Origin of the sequence: Streptococcus sp. HMSC077F03, assembly GCF_001812375.1 — a bacterium.
In the GTDB taxonomy this organism is placed as follows: domain Bacteria; phylum Bacillota; class Bacilli; order Lactobacillales; family Streptococcaceae; genus Streptococcus; species Streptococcus oralis_S.
Genome location: NZ_KV808776.1, coordinates 12,031 through 29,637, shown reverse-complemented (window position 1 = coordinate 29,637; position 17,607 = coordinate 12,031). Strand labels below are relative to the sequence as shown.

At 43.1% G+C, this 17,607-nt stretch carries 16 protein-coding genes; all 16 read right to left on the bottom strand.

What is annotated here, in order from left to right; genetic code table 11:
- Positions 1–41: 41 nt before the first annotated feature.
- Positions 42–1,025: an acetylxylan esterase gene (locus HMPREF2853_RS04145; protein WP_070534960.1), complete on the bottom strand. Its 984-nt coding sequence runs from the start codon at positions 1,023–1,025 to the stop codon at positions 42–44.
- A gap of 468 nt (positions 1,026–1,493) precedes the next feature.
- Positions 1,494–3,509 (bottom strand): ATP-dependent DNA helicase RecG, encoded by a 2,016-nt coding sequence (recG, locus tag HMPREF2853_RS04140; protein ID WP_070534958.1) that lies wholly within the window; start codon positions 3,507–3,509, stop codon positions 1,494–1,496.
- A gap of 18 nt (positions 3,510–3,527) precedes the next feature.
- Positions 3,528–4,631, bottom strand: coding sequence for an alanine racemase (gene alr / locus HMPREF2853_RS04135; protein WP_000648067.1), 1,104 nt, complete (start codon positions 4,629–4,631; stop codon positions 3,528–3,530).
- Complete coding sequence (acpS, locus tag HMPREF2853_RS04130; protein ID WP_070535112.1) at positions 4,621–4,983, bottom strand: holo-ACP synthase; 363 nt, start codon at positions 4,981–4,983, stop codon at positions 4,621–4,623. Before acpS ends, alr begins: the two co-directional genes overlap by 11 nt.
- A 44-nt stretch (positions 4,984–5,027) precedes the next feature.
- Positions 5,028–6,059 (bottom strand): 3-deoxy-7-phosphoheptulonate synthase, encoded by a 1,032-nt coding sequence (locus HMPREF2853_RS04125; RefSeq protein WP_070534956.1) that lies wholly within the window; start codon positions 6,057–6,059, stop codon positions 5,028–5,030.
- Between the two features lies 1 nt (position 6,060).
- Positions 6,061–7,092, bottom strand: a complete 1,032-nt coding sequence (locus HMPREF2853_RS04120; RefSeq protein ID WP_070534954.1) for a 3-deoxy-7-phosphoheptulonate synthase — start codon at positions 7,090–7,092, stop codon at positions 6,061–6,063.
- A gap of 78 nt (positions 7,093–7,170) precedes the next feature.
- Positions 7,171–9,684, bottom strand: a complete 2,514-nt coding sequence (gene secA / locus HMPREF2853_RS04115) for a preprotein translocase subunit SecA (RefSeq protein WP_070534952.1) — start codon at positions 9,682–9,684, stop codon at positions 7,171–7,173.
- A gap of 130 nt (positions 9,685–9,814) precedes the next feature.
- Positions 9,815–10,570 carry a DNA alkylation repair protein gene (locus HMPREF2853_RS04110; RefSeq protein WP_070534949.1) on the bottom strand — a complete coding sequence of 252 codons (756 nt, stop codon included), beginning with the start codon at positions 10,568–10,570 and terminating at the stop codon, positions 9,815–9,817.
- Positions 10,571–10,713: 143 nt separating this feature from the next.
- Complete coding sequence (locus tag HMPREF2853_RS10180; protein WP_070534947.1) at positions 10,714–11,004, bottom strand: hypothetical protein; 291 nt, start codon at positions 11,002–11,004, stop codon at positions 10,714–10,716.
- A 132-nt stretch (positions 11,005–11,136) separates the two neighbouring features.
- Positions 11,137–11,733 (bottom strand): LemA family protein, encoded by a 597-nt coding sequence (locus tag HMPREF2853_RS04100; protein ID WP_000812476.1) that lies wholly within the window; start codon positions 11,731–11,733, stop codon positions 11,137–11,139.
- A gap of 160 nt (positions 11,734–11,893) precedes the next feature.
- Positions 11,894–12,739, bottom strand: a complete 846-nt coding sequence (locus HMPREF2853_RS04095) for a TPM domain-containing protein (protein ID WP_000830954.1) — start codon at positions 12,737–12,739, stop codon at positions 11,894–11,896.
- A 227-nt stretch (positions 12,740–12,966) separates the two neighbouring features.
- Entirely contained in the window at positions 12,967–14,277 is a 1,311-nt protein-coding gene (gene der, locus HMPREF2853_RS04090) for a ribosome biogenesis GTPase Der (RefSeq protein ID WP_001207704.1), read from the bottom strand.
- Positions 14,278–14,290: 13 nt separating this feature from the next.
- The gene (locus HMPREF2853_RS04085) at positions 14,291–15,004 is read right to left on the bottom strand and encodes an NADPH-dependent oxidoreductase (protein WP_049500121.1); all 714 of its coding nucleotides are present in this window, start codon (positions 15,002–15,004) and stop codon (positions 14,291–14,293) included.
- Positions 15,001–15,897 carry a primosomal protein DnaI gene (gene dnaI, locus HMPREF2853_RS04080; protein ID WP_000446485.1) on the bottom strand — a complete coding sequence of 299 codons (897 nt, stop codon included), beginning with the start codon at positions 15,895–15,897 and terminating at the stop codon, positions 15,001–15,003. Before dnaI ends, HMPREF2853_RS04085 begins: the two co-directional genes overlap by 4 nt.
- The gene (locus HMPREF2853_RS04075) at positions 15,898–17,061 is read right to left on the bottom strand and encodes a DnaD domain protein (RefSeq protein ID WP_000803928.1); all 1,164 of its coding nucleotides are present in this window, start codon (positions 17,059–17,061) and stop codon (positions 15,898–15,900) included.
- Positions 17,062–17,535, bottom strand: a complete 474-nt coding sequence (gene nrdR / locus HMPREF2853_RS04070; RefSeq protein ID WP_001203678.1) for a transcriptional regulator NrdR — start codon at positions 17,533–17,535, stop codon at positions 17,062–17,064. It abuts the gene before it with no gap.
- Between the last annotated feature and the right edge of the window lie 72 nt (positions 17,536–17,607).

The window sequence follows — 17,607 nt, the reverse complement described above, 5'->3', positions numbered from 1 at the left end:
AGAGTTTTGTGACAAAAAAGAGAGCTACTGCTCTCTCAAAGTTATTTTTTTACATAAGAAAAAGGAATCTCACTACCACAGAGCCAGTTATAAACTTGGTCATTGACAAAAACATTCATGGCTTCGTGAGCATACTCTGGCATGATGCGATAGGCCTTGTCACAGGTCAGACGGTTGTAAATCGCAAACTGGGTAATGGGATAGCAAACATCGTCATCCAAGCCCGTTATCATCTTGACCTCTCCCTTGATACGATGGGCAAGGTTCTTCACATCGATATAGGCAAGGGTCGCCATGATTTCCTCCTCTGTTTCATGGAAGGGATCGTGAAACTTGAAATAACGGAAGAGTTCATCATAGGCTTCACTGGTATTGCCAATCTCAAGTACCCGTCTAAAATCTGACAAAAAAGGATAGATGGCCACTGTTTTCTGAATCCGAGGATTGAGCGCTGCTGCAACCAAAGCTAAAGCCCCTCCTTGTGAGGCACCATAACTAGAAAGTCTTTCCTCATCTACCTGTGGCAGACTAGCAACAATTTCGATCAACTGGTAAATATCCAGATAGACATCCTTATAAAAGAGCTGGTCTCGACCTTCAACAGCACCACGGATAATATGTCCCTTAACGGTATTTCCTAGAGGAGAGCACAAGCCATCTTGCGAATAACCTGACTGGCCCCGGACATCCATAGAAACAACACCGTAACCAGACACAGTATAGGCTAGCATGTCAGCCCAATCCCAACCACGGCCCATATAACCATGGAAATGGAAGATTAACGGAACTTTCCCTTCACTTTTTGGAAGGACGACGCGTGCATAGACCTTGCCTTCATTGGTTCCTTCAAAAGTAAGTTCATAGCACTTGACTTGAGGAATATGGAAATCTCTTTCCTCCAACTGGTAGGCTGGAAGAGATGAAACTTTTTTGACCTCTTCATCCCAGAAAGCATCAAAGTCTTCTGGAATCTCATCCCGTCCTAGATAGGTCTTGATTTCTTCTAACAAAGCTGGATTTTTCATAGCATGCTCCTTTAGTTTTGTAATCGCTATCATAACTCTAGCATATCTAGGAAAGCAATGCAAGAAAGAAAGATAAACAGAAAGTGATTTTAGATTCTCTTTCCTCAAACCTATCGCCTGAAAGTAGTTTTAAAAATAAAAAGAGCGTTTCCGCTCTTTGGTTATCAATAGGTGCTAGCTCCTTTCTCTAGTTTGAAAGTCTGATATTTCTTTTGGTAGGTTACTTTAATAGTCATGTGAGAGTCCTCGTTTCTTTTTGATGACTCTAGTATAAGGCCCAAACCTAAAAGCTAGCTTAAGTTTTCCTTAGAGAAAGCTTATACTCAATGAAAATCAAAGAGCAAACTAGGAAACTAGCCGCAGGTTGCTCAAAGCACTGCTTTGAGGTTGTAGATAAGACTGACGAAGTCAGTTACATATATAATCCAAGGCGACGTTGACGTGGTTTGAAGAGATTTTCGAAGAGTATTAATCTAGATGTTCTTTCTTTTCTAGATGGAGAGCAATCATGCGCCATTCTAGATCCTCTTTCCAACCTTCTATAGAACTAATGTAGCTGGCAACCTTTCTGGCTTCTTCTAAAATCGGAAAATCTTCGATAATATCAGCCACTTGAAACTCTGGAAGTCCTGACTGTCTGGTTCCAAAAATCTCACCAGAACCACGCATCTTCAAATCTTCCTCTGCAAGGACAAATCCATTGGTCGTTTCCGTCATGATGCGCATGCGGTCTTTCCCAGAATCAGTCTTGGGATTAGCCACAAGAACAGCATAGGATTGCTTGTCTCCCCGACCAACACGACCTCTGAGCTGGTGAAGCTGACTGAGACCGAACCGATCCGCATCCATGATAATCATGACGGTCGCATTGGGGACATTAACCCCAACCTCGATAACTGTCGTCGAAACCAGAATGTCCGTTTTTCTCTCTTTGAAATCCTGCATAATCTGGTCTTTTTCATCACTCTTCATCTTACCATGTAGAAGAGCCACTTCTGCCTTACCTGCAAAATGAGCCGTCAACTCCTCAGATAAGGCAATGGCATTTTTCAGATCCAGAGCTTCAGATTCTTCAATCAAGGGAGAGATAACGTAGGCTTGCGAACCCTTTTGGATTTCCCCCTCTAACCAAGTCAAAACCTGAGGCAGCTGCTCATGCTTAATCCAGCGAGTCACAATAGGCTTCCGACCTGCTGGCATCTGGTCAATAATAGAAACATCCATATCTCCAAAGGCTGTGATAGCCAGGGTTCGTGGAATCGGTGTCGCCGTCATCATGAGAACGTCAGGGTTGTCGCCTTTTTCCCGCAGAACACGCCTTTGCCCCACACCAAAACGGTGCTGCTCATCGATGATAATCAAACCAAGGCGGGCATAATCAACCCCATCTTGTATCAAAGCATGAGTGCCGATAATAAAGTCGGCCTCACCCTTGGCAATAGTCTCCAAGACTTCTCTTTTTTCTGCAGCTTTTAAGGAACCTGTCAAGAGAGCCAGTTTCAAGTCTGGAAAAAGGCTCTTCAAACTCTCAAAGTGCTGCTCTGCTAGGATTTCAGTCGGTACCATGAGAGCAGCCTGGTAGCCTGCTGTCACCGCCGCAAACATGGCTAAGCCAGCGACTACCGTTTTTCCGCTCCCCACATCTCCTTGCAGGAGACGATTCATGTGGTGGTCGGACTTCATGTCGGTCAAAATTTCCTGCAAACTCTTTTCCTGAGCTTGAGTCAGGGCGAAAGGCAGATTTTCTTTAACAGCCTCCACTTTTTCCTGGGACCAATTCAGAACCAGACCACTTCCCTGAACTCTATTTTCAGACTTGAGCGTCTGCAATTGCATTTGAAAATAAAAGAGTTCCTCAAACTTGATACGGCGAAGGGCCTGCTTGTATTCTGCCAAATCCTTGGGAAAATGCATAGCCCGAACAGCCTGACAACGGGACATGAGTTTGTATTTATCCAGTAAAGACTGGGGAAGATTTTCCTCAATCAAGAGGTCCAACCCCTGATCAAAGGCTGTCTTGATGACCTTGACCAGACTGGCCTGACTAATTCCCTGAACCAAGCGATAGACAGGTTGGAGGTCATCTTCCACCTGAGCCAGAACCTTCATCCCAGTCAGACTGGCCTTGGCACGGTCCCATTTTCCAAAGACAGCAAGGGTTGCTCCCAGCTCTATCTTATCAGCCAGATAGGGCTGGTTAAAGAAATTCACCGCAAAAACGACTTCTCCCTGCTTGAGACTAAAACGCAGGCGATTGCGCTTGAAACCATAATACTGAACACTGGCAGGGGTCACGACTTGACCAGACAGGACCGCCTTTTCGCCATCTTCCAAGTCTAAGACCTGCTTGGTCTTGAAGTCTTCATAACGGAAAGGAAAGTAGAGCAAGAGGTCTTGCAAGTTTTCAATTCCTAGTTTGGCGTATTTCTCTGCTGACTTTGGCCCCACACCAGGCAAGACATGCAAGGGTTGATGTAGATTCATGCTCCACTCCTTTCTTTTTTAATAATATTCTCTCGGAATGCGATCGCTGAGGAGGCAAACCACCTCATAGTTAATAGTTCCACGATAGGTCGCTACCTGAGTAGCTGTGATTTCCTTGCCACCGTTTGTGCCGATCAGGGTTACTTTTGTTCCTAGCGGATAAATCTTAGGCAGACGAATGGTAATTTGGTCCATAGATACTCGTCCGACGATTGGGCAAGCTTGACCATCTACCAAGACAGAGAAATTCTGCATATCACGTGTCCAACCATCCGCATAGCCGATTGGCACCGTCGCAATGACTTGTTCACTATCGGCTTGATAAGTCGCTCCATAGCCCATGCAAGCTCCAGCTGGAACTGTCTTGACATGAACCAGGGCAGACTCCAAGGTCAAGGCTGGTGTCAAATCATAGGGTAAGTCCAAGACCTCTCCACTTGGATTGAGACCATACATAGCGTCTCCCATACGGACTGCATTGAAAATAGTCTCTGCATGCCAGAGGGTCGTTGCCGAGTTGCTGGCATGAACCAGCTCTGGGACTTCCTTCATACTTGCCAAAATAGCTTTAAAGCATTCTAACTGGGCATTAAAATAGGCATCTGATTCTTCATCTGCAGTAGCAAAGTGGGTAAAAATCCCCTCAACACGAGCACCGTGTTGTTGGAGCAAGGCTTGAGCCTGCTCTGCCTCACTGGAATCTCGGAAACCAATCCGTCCCATCCCTGAGTCAATCTTGAGGTGAACCGTTAAGCCAGTTAAATCTGTCTCCCTAGCTAAGAGAGCTTGAATCCACTCCAATCCTGCCACTGTCAAGGTGATGTCGTATTCTTTAGCAAGAGAAACAGCTTCTAGCTCAGAAACTCCTAAGATGAGAATTTTCTTGCTGAGTCCAGCCTGACGAAGTTCGATGGCTTCATCAATATTGGAAACACAAAATCCATCAACATCGTCCTGAATCGCCATCGCAACGGCAACAGCCCCATGACCATAGGCATTAGCCTTGACCACTGCCCACTTGAGCGTTCCTTCAGGGATATGAGCCCCCATTTGCTGAATATTTTGTCGAATAGCTCCCAAATGAATCAGAGCCTTGGTTGGTCTATGTGGACTAGCTTTCATGATTTTCCTCCAAAATGACACTGGCTGTCACAAACTGATCTGTGTGGCTGATCGATAGCCAAATCTTTCCTGAAAATGGCGCCTGACTAAAATAGGGAGCTCCTCGTTCATTGTTCAAAACTTCCAAATCCTGAAAACCGAGCTTGCCAATACCAGTTCCCATAGCCTTGGAAAAGGCTTCCTTAGCCGACCAGCGACCAGCCAAATATTCGATTTGTCTGCGCCCTTTGAGACTGGTAAATCGCTCCATTTCCTTAGTTGTCAGCACGCGCTTGGCAAAGTCCTCACGTCGTGTAACTGCGTTTTCTATCGAAGCCAATTCTTCGATGTCAATTCCGTGTCCAACTATCATACTCATAAAAGGAGCTGAGATTCCCCCAACTCCATCCTTTTCACTTATTTTGTTAAGGTAGTATAAATTTCTTCTACCAAGGTTACTGTATTTTCCCAGCCTAGACAAGGGTCGGTTATGGAGCAGCCAAAGACCTCTGGTTGATTTTGGCGACCGTCTGCTAGGTAAGATTCAATCATAAAGCCTCGAACCGTCTTTTTAATCTTTTCATTCCAGTCACGATTCAGCAAGGCTTGACGAACAATGCGAATTTGTTCCATATACTGCTTGCCAGAATTGTCATGATTGGTATCGATGATAATAAAGGGATTTTCAAGTCCCATGGTCTCATAACGATTGATGGCATTTAAGAGGGTTTCATAGTAGAAATTGGGTTCATTTTTACCATATTCGTTCATGGCGCCACGAAGGATAACGTGGGCCAAAGGATTTCCTGAAGTCTCCACTTCTTGATCGTGGTAAAGGAAAGTTTGCTTATTTTGAGCTGCATAGATAGCATTAAACATGACCCCGAGATTTCCAGATGTTGGATTTTTCATCCCAACTGGAGCATCAATCCCAGACGCTACAAAACGGTGTTCCTGGTCTTCCACTGAACGAGCCCCTACAGCATGGTAGCTGACTAGATCATCAATCAAAACGAGATTTGACGGATAAAGCATCTCATCAGCTGTCGTCAAGCCCGTCTCCGTAATCACACGGTAGTGTAGCTGACGAACAGCTTGTATTCCATTAATCAAGCTTGGAGCTTTAGAAGTATCCGGCTGATGAACCAAACCCTTATAGCCATCTCCATTGGTACGAGGTTTAGCCGTATAGACACGCATCACGATAAAAATTTTATCCGCAACTTTTTTCTGTAAGTCTGCTAAGCGGCGAGCATATTCGAGCACAGCTTCTTCATTATCTGAAGAGCAAGGCCCCATCACCAAAAGGATTCGGTCATCCTCACCTGAGATGATGGCTGCCAACTCTCTATCGCGGACTTCTTTCTTTCGCAAGGCTTCAGGTGACAACTGGGTCTCAGCCTTGATTGCTTCAATATCAATTTCTTGACCTTTTTCGATAAATGCCATCTTACTCTCCTAGCGTTTGGTAAATTTCGCGAACAAGTGCTTCTGTGTTGTCCCATCCGAGACACGGATCTGTAATGGACTTACCAAAAACTTCAGGTTCATTTTGACGTCCATCTTCTAGATAGGACTCAATCATAAAACCACGAACGTATTTTTTGATCTTCTCATTCCAGTCACGGTTAATCAAGGTCTGACGAACGATACGGATTTGATCCATGTACTGCTTGCCCGAATTATCATGATTGGTATCAATGATGATAAAGGGATTTTCTAAGCTCATCTTTTCATACTGGGCAATGGTATCCATCAAATTGTCATAGTAGTAATTAGGAATATTTTTCCCATATTCATTCAAGGCACCGCGAAGAATGGCGTGGGACAATGGATTCCCTGTTGTTTCCACCTCTTTACCGAGGAAAAGGAAACTCTGTTTATTTTGCGCTGCATAAATCCCGTTAAACATAACATTGAGATTTCCAGATGTTGGATTTTTAAATCCTGTCGAGAAATCTGCTCCACTCGCTACAAAACGGTGCTGTTGATCCTCTACAGAACGAGCTCCAACAGCCATATAAGAAATCAAATCATCCACCAGCGGAAGATTTTCAGGATAAAGCATTTCATCAGCTGTTGTCATTCCAGTCTCGGTAATCACACGGTAGTGTAGTTGACGAACAGCCTTGATTCCATTGATCAAGCTAGGAGCTTCTGTCGCATTTGGTTGATGAATCAAGCCCTTATAGCCATCTCCATTGGTACGAGGTTTAGCTGTATAGACACGCATGACCATAAAAATACGGTCTTTGACCTCTTCTTGCAAAGCAGATAGACGCTTGGCATACTCGAGAACCGCCTCTTCATTATCTGATGAACATGGTCCAATCACCAAGAGAATACGCTGGTCTTCCCCACGGATGATGGCTTCCAATTCCTGATCACGTTGATTTTTTCTCGCAAGAGCCGCTCCCTCTAATTTAGACAAGGCGCGAACTTCTTCAATGTTAATTTTAGGACTTTTAGCTTTAAATACCATGATTCATCTCCTTATAAAGCAAACGGACACCAAGCAAAAAATGATTTTTACCAGGTATCCGCTGTATCTTATCTCATATTATTGTCTCTTACCATGACAGTTCTTGAATTTCTTACCTGATCCACATGGGCATTGGTCGTTTCGTCCGATTTGGCTCAAGTCCAAATCTTCTGGAAGGCTTGCCTGCTGCGCTGCGATATTACGAGTCGCAGTTGTACTGATATTGTGTTCAACTTGCGGACGTTCTTGTTCATGGATTTGTGCTTTCATCATCAAACGAGTCACATCGAATTCAATCGATCCAATCATGTCGTTAAACATGCGGAAACCTTCTGCTTGATATTCTACAACTGGGTTGTTTTGAGCATATCCACGAAGACCAACAGCATTTCGCAACTGGTCAAGAGCATCGATATGGTCTGTCCACTTGTTGTCTACAACACGTAGAATCAAGACTTTTTGGAATTCTTTCACTGCATCTTCGTCACGAAGCTTAGCAACTTGGCTGTCATAGACTTTCAAGGCACGTTGGAAAAGTTCATCTTTGATAGCTTGGTCTGACAAACCTGCAAGGTCTGAACGGCTAATTGAATCTTCTGGAAGCAAGTTATACTTAGCAAAGTTCAAGATCGCTTCCAATTTTTCATCTTCTTTCGAACGTGCATGTGCATCCACGATACGGCCAATTGTTCGACGGATCATAGCATGGATCTCAGGTGCCAAGTCACGATCTGCAGTAATGACATCATAACGTTGTGCATAGATGATCTCACGTTGTTCACGCATAACGTCGTCGTATTGAAGGACTTGTTTACGAGTGTCGTAGTTGTTTCCTTCGACACGTTTTTGAGCTGCTTCAACTTGACGGGTTAACATGCGAGATTCGATGGCTTCGTCAGACATATTCAGACGTTCAAAGACACCTTTCAAACGTTCTGAACCGAAACGTTTCATCAAATCATCTTCAAGAGACAAGTAGAATTGTGACTCACCTGGGTCTCCTTGACGACCTGAACGTCCACGAAGCTGATTATCAATACGGCGACTTTCGTGGCGCTCAGTACCGATAACGCAAAGCCCACCAAGCTCACGAACTCCTTCACCAAGCTTAATGTCGGTACCACGACCGGCCATGTTGGTTGCGATGGTAACAGCACCACGTTGACCAGCGTTCATGATGATTTGCGCTTCTCTATAGTGGTTCTTCGCATTCAAGACTTCGTGAGGAACACCTGCTGCTACTAATTTCTTAGAAAGGAAGTCACTCGTTTCAACGGCAACTGTACCTACCAAGACCGGCTGACCTTTTTGGTAACGAGCTTTTACATCTTCAACTACAGCCTTAAATTTCGCATCAAGACTTGCATAGAGAAGGTCTGAGTGGTCGATACGTTGAATTGGACGGTTGGTTGGGATTGGGATAACACGAATGTTGTAAATTTCGCGGAATTCTTCTTCTTCTGTTTTACCAGTACCTGTCATACCTGCCAATTTCTTATACATACGAAAGAGGTTTTGATAGGTAATAGAAGCTGAAGTCTTGGTCTCATCTTGGATTGGCACACCTTCTTTTGCTTCGATCGCTTGGTGCAAACCATCCGAGTAACGACGACCTTCCATGGTACGACCTGTAAATTGGTCGACGATCAAGATTTCCTGCTCTTCACTAACCACATAGTCGATATCGAGAATCATGATATAGTTGGCACGGAGGGCATTGTCGATAAAGTGAGTAAGAGCTACATTTTCAATGTCGTAGAGATTTTCTAGTTTGAAGTAGCTTTCTGCCTTGTCAATACCAGAGTCTGACAAACCGATCGTCTTAGACTGAACGTCAATGATATAGTCGTCCTTGTCCAAAGATTTCACGAAGTGGTCTGCCATATGGTAGAGTTGGCTTGTTTCAACTGCATTGGCACCTGAAACGATCAATGGTGTACGAGCTTCGTCGATCAAAATAGAGTCAACCTCATCGACCAAGGCATAATTGAGTGGACGTTGCACCATGTTTTCTGCACGAACGACCATGTTATCACGAAGGTAGTCGAAACCAATCTCTGAGTTGGTTGAGTAGGTAATATCGCAAAGATAAGCTTCTTTTTTCTCCATTGGAGATTTTGCTGCCAAGTTGATCCCTACTGACAGACCGAGCCATGAGTACAATTCACCCATTTCAGTCGCGTCACGTTCTGTTAGGTATTCATTGACTGTAACTACGTGAACCCCTTTACCTGCAAGGGCATTGAGGTACACTGGCATAGTCGCTGTCAAGGTCTTCCCTTCACCCGTACGCATCTCTGGAACGTCACCATGGTGAAGAACAATCCCACCCATGACCTGAACCTTATAAGGGAAGAGCCCAAGGACACGTTTTGCAGATTCACGAACTACTGCAAAAGCCTCATATAGCAATGAATCAAGTGATTCACCCTTGTTGTATCGTTCTTTAAATTCGTCAGTTTTCGCTTTTAGTTCTTCGTCTGACATTGCAGCCATTTGGCTCTCATAGTTAAGAACCTTATCAGCCATTTTTTCCAGACGACGAAGTTCTCCTTTATCATTTTCAATAATCGTTTTTAAAATATTAGCCATGATTTTCCTTACTTTTTATTCTGAATATTTTAGAATGTTCTTTTAATTTTAGCATATTTACCATTATTTTTCAAGAAAGAATCCTTAATTTACAACGGAAAAGACCAGTCAAAATTCAGCTTTTTTTGCATCAATCTTCTGTTGCTATTTTTTTGTTTTTTGTTCGTGAGGCATGCTTGATGACCCAGGCACAACTTGGACTCAAATCCTCCTTTTGCCAAGTTTGAAGTATCTTTTCAAACTTATCAGGATCTTCCTTGTACAAATCATTTAGATTATTGGCTACACTTTTTTGAATAGACTTGTCTCTATCATCTTTTAGATTGGTCAGAATAGTGGTAAACTCCTCAAAATAATCCAATACCACGGTTTGTCTCTTAGCCCAAGGCAGACGGATACGCATGCATTCGCTGGCAAGTCTACGAACACGCAAATTTTCATCCCGACTCCATTCTAACAGCAAAGTCATTGTAGCTTTAGGATAACGAGCCAGCAAAGGTCTCATAGAAAATTCTCCAGTAAATCGCTTGGTTAGTTCCTTACTAAAGGCCGTGCTCAATTCAAATTCCTTGTCCCCAAATAGCTCTACATATTTTCCGATTGGCCAAAGCCAATATCCTTCTGAGAACATACCTAAACCACCCTCTAACTCAGGACCCAAAATTTTCTCAAAAACCTTGAGAGAGTCCTGATAAGATAGGGGAAGACAATCTTTGATACTTTTAGCCAAGAGTTCTTGACGCTGGCTAAACTCCAAATTTTCCAAGTCTTTTTCTAGCAACAGCCTAAACTTTTGTCCATCAAATGCAGGGGACGCTTCTTTCAACCGTCGACTCAAATCACTAGCATAAGCCAAGTCATAATAATCTTTTACTTTTTTAGCCATTTTTCAAATCCCTTAATCTTCATTTTACGGGACTTATTATATCATACAGACAGCTGTCAACAAAATTATTTTCATATCTCCAACTATTTTAACAAGGAAGAAAAAAGGACTAGAAGCTCGTCTAGTCCACCATTTTTTAATGTTTAATTTCCCAAGAATACAGGCAATATCCCAAAATACCAAAAGAGATTGATCCAGAAGGCCAAGCAAAAGATAATTCCAAAGATGAGAAGACTGAATTTTTTAATCAGCACGGAGTATAGGATAGATAAAACACCAAAAACCACAAAGATTTTTTTCATAACGAAATAATATACTGAAACTCCTCCTATTTGCCAATCCCAAGGAAGGATAAACATGAGGAACCAGAGAAGGCAAATCGTAAGAATATATCTCTTGTAGTGCGCTTCAAGAAAGGCTTTTGTTTTCTCCATAGCAAACCTCCATTTGAGTCACTGTCTCTTCCCTTTTATTATACCAAAAAAACCTGGAAAAAGCTTTCCAGGTTCGGGTTTAAAATCACTAGTCATACTAGAGAAATTCCTTTATTCATAGGCTGATTCACTTTATTGACTTGATGAAGATGTTCCAAAATCGACCTTAGGAACTGTCTTGGCTTCTTCTGTTTCTTTAAAAGTTTCAGCTTCTTTAAAGTTCATCATATTTGCAAAAAGCACGGTTGGAAAACTTCTCAACTTTTGATTGTACTCGGCTGCGACTTTATTATAATCCTTGCGTGCTACAAAGATACGATTTTCACTGCCTGAAAGTTCGACCATTAGTTGCTCAACATTTTGATTGCTCTTGAGTTCTGGATAATTCTCCGTCAAGGAAATCAAGCGGGAAAGAGCAGAGCTCAATTCTCCCTGAGCCTTTTGGTTTTCTTCCGATGTCACTGAGCTACTACCGATTTTAGCTCTAGCATCCGCAATCTTGGTAAAGACTTCGGTTTCATGATTCATTTGTCCTTTAACGGACTCCACCAAGTTACCAATCAAGTCCGAACGACGTTGGAGGGCTGTAGAGACATCGGCCTGAGCCTGCTCCACTTTAGTCTGTTCACCAACCAGACCGTTATAGGTCGTCACTGCGGAACAACTTCCCAGAACTAGTAGTCCAAAGAAAATCACCACTATTGAGAGAATTACTTTATTTTGTTTCATATCAAAACCTTAACACTTTCTTTTATCAACTTTTCTGAGATAATACTCAGATTTTAAATCAATTTCCCAAACTTTGCTTTTATTTTTAATTAAGGAGTGAACTCTTGCAAAGGAGTCACCTTACTGCATGGAGAAATCGGTTTGAACAATATATGATCACTCACCAGTCATCAGACGAACCGCCACCATCGAAGCCACCGCCGTCCCAGCCTCCAGATGAGTCGGAGCCTGAGTCAGACCAAGAGGAACCTGAGTCTGATGAGTCACCGCCCCACCAGCCACCGCTAGAATCATCTCCACGTGAACCACGACCACCAAATAGAAATCCGATAATCATCACGATGAAGTAAATGAGAACTCCAAATACGATAACTCCGTCGCTCGAACTGCTTTTTCGATGACGTTTCGAAGATTGACTCCCAGCGGTATACTTTTCAATTTCTCTTAGACGACTAGAATTAGTAGCATAGTCGTAACTACTTCTAGAACTTGAAGAAGTCGTACTCGATCCACTATAGAACATGTAGTTGAGATTATTGACTATTGAGAGAACACCCTTGTTATAGTCACCATTTTTAAAGTAAGGACGTGCTGTTGTCAAGAACCTGTGAGTCTGATAGTCAGTGATCTTACTGGCCACATTATTACTGGTTTCAATCCGTGATTTTCTATCTTGGACTGCTACCACAATCAAGACACCATGATTGTCTCCCGAGTAGCCAATCTTCCAAGCTCTAGCTGTTTCATTGGCTACAGTCTCGATTGTTTCTCCATTTAGGCTTTTCACAACGTAAACACCCATCTGGAATTTTTCTGATTTTTTACTATTGACATTATTCAATTCTCGAATTTGACTTATAGTCTCATCCGTTAGATAGTGATCCGGGTCATAGATCCCGTACTCAGGTTTTTCAGGTGCTGTGAATGCTGACAAGAAGAGAAAGACCATCAGCAACCCAAGCAAGCGAACCAACAAACTATGTTTAAATAATCTGCTTCTTTTCATAATAACCTCCCTGATAAAGGAAAATTGATTTAAGGAATTATAGCATTTTGATTTTTACAAAGAAAGTGCATTTTCATTACAAATAGATTACAAAAGCTAGGAAAAAGATTGAATTTTGATGACAGATTCTCCTCCAATTTGATAGGTTCTTTTCTCCCCTCTTAGATAGAAAAAAGAAGACTATGAAGTCTTCTTTTAGTTTGTTTTTGTAGAAAAACAAGCAAGGTTTACTTGCGTTTTCTCGCAATCAAGTGAATCGGTGTTCCCTCAAAAACAAAGGCCTTGCGGATTTGATTTTCCAAGAAACGCAAGTAAGAGAAGTGCATGAGTTCTTCTTCATTGACAAAGATGACAAAGGTTGGTGGCTTGGTTGCCACTTGGGTTGCGTAGAAAATCTTGAGGCGTTTCCCTTTGTCTGTCGGTGTTGGATTGATGGCAATGGCATCCATAATGACATCGTTCAAGACAGCTGATGGGATACGGGTGTTTTGGCTTTCACTGATTTGCTTGATCATCTCAGGCAGTTTATGGAGACGTTGCTTGGTAAGAGCGGATACAAAGACAATCGGTGCATAAGGCAGATATTGGAACTGCTCACGGATATCCTCTTCCCATTTTTTCATGGTGTGGTTGTCTTTCTCAAGAGTATCCCACTTATTGACCACGATGATCATCCCTTTACCTGCTTCGTGGGCAAAACCTGCGATACGCTTGTCGTACTCACGGATGCCTTCTTCGGCATTGAGGACCATCAAGACCACGTCAGAACGGTCAATGGCACGCATGGCACGCATAACAGAATATTTCTCCGTATTTTCATAGACTTTACCAGACTTACGCATACCAGCTGTATCAATCATGGTAAACTCTTGTCCATCAGCATCTGTAAAATGGGTATCAATGGCATCGCGAGTCGTTCCAGCTACTGGACTAGCAATCACGCGGTCTTCTCCCAAAATGGCGTTGATCAAACTTGACTTTCCAACGTTAGGACGGCCAATCAAGCTAAATTTAATCACGTCTGGATTTTCTTCTTCAACTTCGTGTGGTAGATTTTCTACAATAGCATCCAGCACATCTCCTGTCCCGATACCGTGGACAGACGAAATTGGCAGTGGTTCTCCCAATCCTAGCGCATAGAAATCAAAAATATCATTTCGCATTTCTGGGTTGTCAACCTTGTTAACGGCAAGGATAACAGGCTTATAGGTTTTATAGAGTTTACGGGCAACGTATTCATCCGCATCCGTAATTCCTTCTTTCCCAGACACCACAAAGACGATGACATCGGCTTCTTCCATAGCGATTTCTGCCTGGTGCTTGATTTGCTCCATGAAGGGAGCATCGACGTCGTCAATCCCTCCCGTATCAATCATACTAAAGGAACGATTGAGCCACTCACCCGTTGCATAGATACGGTCACGTGTCACGCCCTCGACATCTTCTACGATTGAGATCCGCTCACCAGCGATCCGATTAAATAGGGTTGATTTCCCAACATTGGGACGTCCCACAATGGCAATAGTTGGTAAGGCCATGTTTTCTCACTTTCTACAATAACTTTTTCTGTTCTAGATTTTTCCGAGTTGAACGAGGTTCGGCTTGACCAAACTGCTCAGCCAAACGTTGACTCCAAGAGGTCGACGCACGCGCACCAGCATAGTCTGCCTGAACTATGTCATAGTCCAAAATCGCTGCTACGGGCTGTTCTTGGTATTCTTCTTCAAATACCACTTGGTTCAAAGGCAGTCTTGGTTTGACCTCGTGTTGTTGATCTGGCACGCCAAGGGCAATCCCAAAAACAGGGTAGGTATAGTCAGGCAGGTTAAAAAGTTCTGCCACTTCTTCTGACTTATAACGGACCAAACCGATGATAACACCACCATATCCCAGACTCTCAGCCGCAAGCAAGGTATTTTGCCCCGCAAGCGCAGCGTCAACAGACGTGATAAGGAGGCCTTCTACCCCTTGAGGTTGGAAAGTGTCCGTATGAAGACTTGCTCCCTTTTCAGCTCGGTTCAAGTCACCGACAAAGAGCAAAAAGACAGCTGACTGGCGAATGGCTTCCTGAGGAACCAATTCATATAAGGCATCTTTCTTCTCTTGACTACGTACAAGAATCACAGAATAGGATTGGAAATTTTTCCAAGATGACGCCATTTGTCCAGCAGTCAAAATCTCGTCCAAGTCCGCTTGAGGAATTTCTTGCTCCTTAAAGCGACGAACTGAAGTATGGGCTTTCATCAGTTTAATGGTTTCTGTCATCGGCGATTTTCTCCTTCTAGTCTTGTCTCCTCAGCTAAATAACGGATTCGTTCCATGACCCGTCTAGCTTCCCAAGTCTCGTCATTTCCATTCTTTCCTTTGGCAAAATGTTTTTCCAAATCTTGGAAATTAAAGTTGGAAGTAAAGAAGGTCGGCAAATCTTCCTGCATGCGGTACTGAAGAATGACTTGAAGAATCTCATCACGCACCCAAGGTGTCGACTGCTCTGCACCAATATCATCCAAGACCAATACTTCTGCTAATTTGATCTCATCCACCAAGGTCTTCACTGATCCTTCACCGATGGCATTTTTCACATCAATGACAAAGCTTGGATAGTGGAGAATCGTCGTTGATGCTCCACGTTTTTCAGATAGGTCATGAGCTAAGGCCGCCATCATGAAACTCTTACCGACACCAAAATCTCCGTAAAGATAGAGACCTTTTCGGATACTAGGGTAAAGGTCAACAAAGGCATAGAGTCTCTCAAAAATCGGTAATCGTCCTAGATCATCCAGGTCAATCTGAGCCAACTTCGCTTTCTTGAGACTGGCTGGTAGATTGATCAATTTGAGACGATTCTTAATTGCAGCCTCTTTTTCTGCCGCGATTAGTTCTGGTGTTTCTTCATAAGACACATCCGCATAACCGTGATTCATAACCAAGATAGGCTTGTAGCCACGCGCTATATAGTCCGCATCCCCACGAAGAAACTTGTCACGTTCTGTGATATATTGGTTGAACTTGGAGATGCTACGATTCAACTCCTCTGGACTGAGGGATTCTTTCTGGATAAAAGCCGCCACATCTGGGTCTTTCATAATCTGCTGGACTAAGTCCTGATACTGAAAACGACTTGTCTGACGTTTGATAACGTCACCCACACTTTCCATCTAGTCTCCTCCTTCTTCTAATCGGGCTAACATTTCTTGTTTTTTACGTTCTAGTTCCAGACGAGTTTCCTCGCTGGTTTGATTTTTATATTCTGGATTGCTCCACTTGGGAACATTTGTCTTAGTCGAGCTAGTTTTCAATTTTTTGTCTTCTTGGCCTTTTTGCTGACGCTCTCGAATCCGAAGCACAGCTTCTTCTGCTGTCCGAATTTTTTGATAAGCATAGTCATTGGCGACCTTCATGGCATATTTCTCATTGACATTGGCCGAATCAACCTTGTTAAAGGTTAGAAGCAAGACGATATTGATGACTTCATCCAACAAGCCTAAAGACGCCATCTGGTGAAGGAGTTCTCTTTCACTTTGGGTGATGTTCCCCTTACGCGTTTGCTTGATTTCGGCTAAAAAGTGCAGGGGAGTTTTATTTTTGGCTTCCCTGATAATGGTCATTTCTTTGGGGCTAAAGTCAGAAGTAGCTGGTTTTTGTGCTATCTTTTCACGCATGCGTTTGACAGAAATAACCTGAGCTACAGCTGTCGCCTTAGCTAATTGATAGGTTTCAAACCAGGTCCATTTTTTTTCATCTGCAATGGCGAACAATTCCAAAACATCCGCCTGCTCGTCTTCAAAACGCAAGCCATCTCGAGCCATCAGACGCTGGAAATGTTCCAAGTCAAAATCATTTTTTAACTTGCTTTTAGACTCGCTTGGTGTCACTTCTTCAGTCAGGGTTGGAAAGACTTGGCTCAAAGAAACAGAGAGTGCTTCTCCCTCACTTGGAGTCTGCTTCATAGCAGAAACAGCTGTATCCCCAATCTTTTTCTCTAATAATCTGCTATAGACAGAATGACTTAGAAATTCTTGACTGGAAAGGGGAGAATGAAGCTGTAATTCATAGACATTCTCCTTCTGATAAAGGGTCAACAGATCGAAGGCAGATAAGACTTTGAAGGATTGGAGCAAGGTCGGCATGCCAAAGTTTAAGTGGTTGAGGATATGGGAAAAGAGGTGTTCCTTTTGCCCACCATCCCAAAAGGTAATGGTATATAGATAGAGGCTCAGTGCCTCCTGACCGATAATCGGGAGGTAGCACTGCACCAGAGAAGAGGTATCTTGCGACACCCGATTATTCTTTAGAAAAGAAAAACGGTCATTTGGCTTCATCTATTTTTCCTTTTTCTTTTTAGAGGACTGGGTGATTTGCTGGAGCAGACTCTCCAACTCACTCACATCCTTAAAACTACGGTAAACACTGGCAAAACGAACATAGGTAATCTCATCCAGCTCTGCCAATTCTTCCATGACTAAAGAACCAATGTATTCACTTTGGATCTCATTCTCACTGCGACTACGGAGTTTTTGCTCAATACGATTGACCACCATGTTGATTTCATCACTTGACACAGGACGCTTCTGGGCTGAGCGGATAATCCCATTAAAGATTTTATCTCTCGAAAACTGCTCTCGCGTACCGTCTTTTTTGACAACAACCAGTGTTCTTTCTTCTACTCGTTCATAGGTTGTAAAACGATGCTGACACTCGTCGCACTCACGTCTTCGACGGATAGTATTTCCTTCTTCGGCTTGTCGACTATCAACAACACTAGACTTGGTAGCCCCACATTTTGGACAACGCATGCATTTCCCTCCTTGTCGTTTTCTTTTCATTATACCATTTTTTGAGCAATTCCCAAAACAATTCTTATTTTT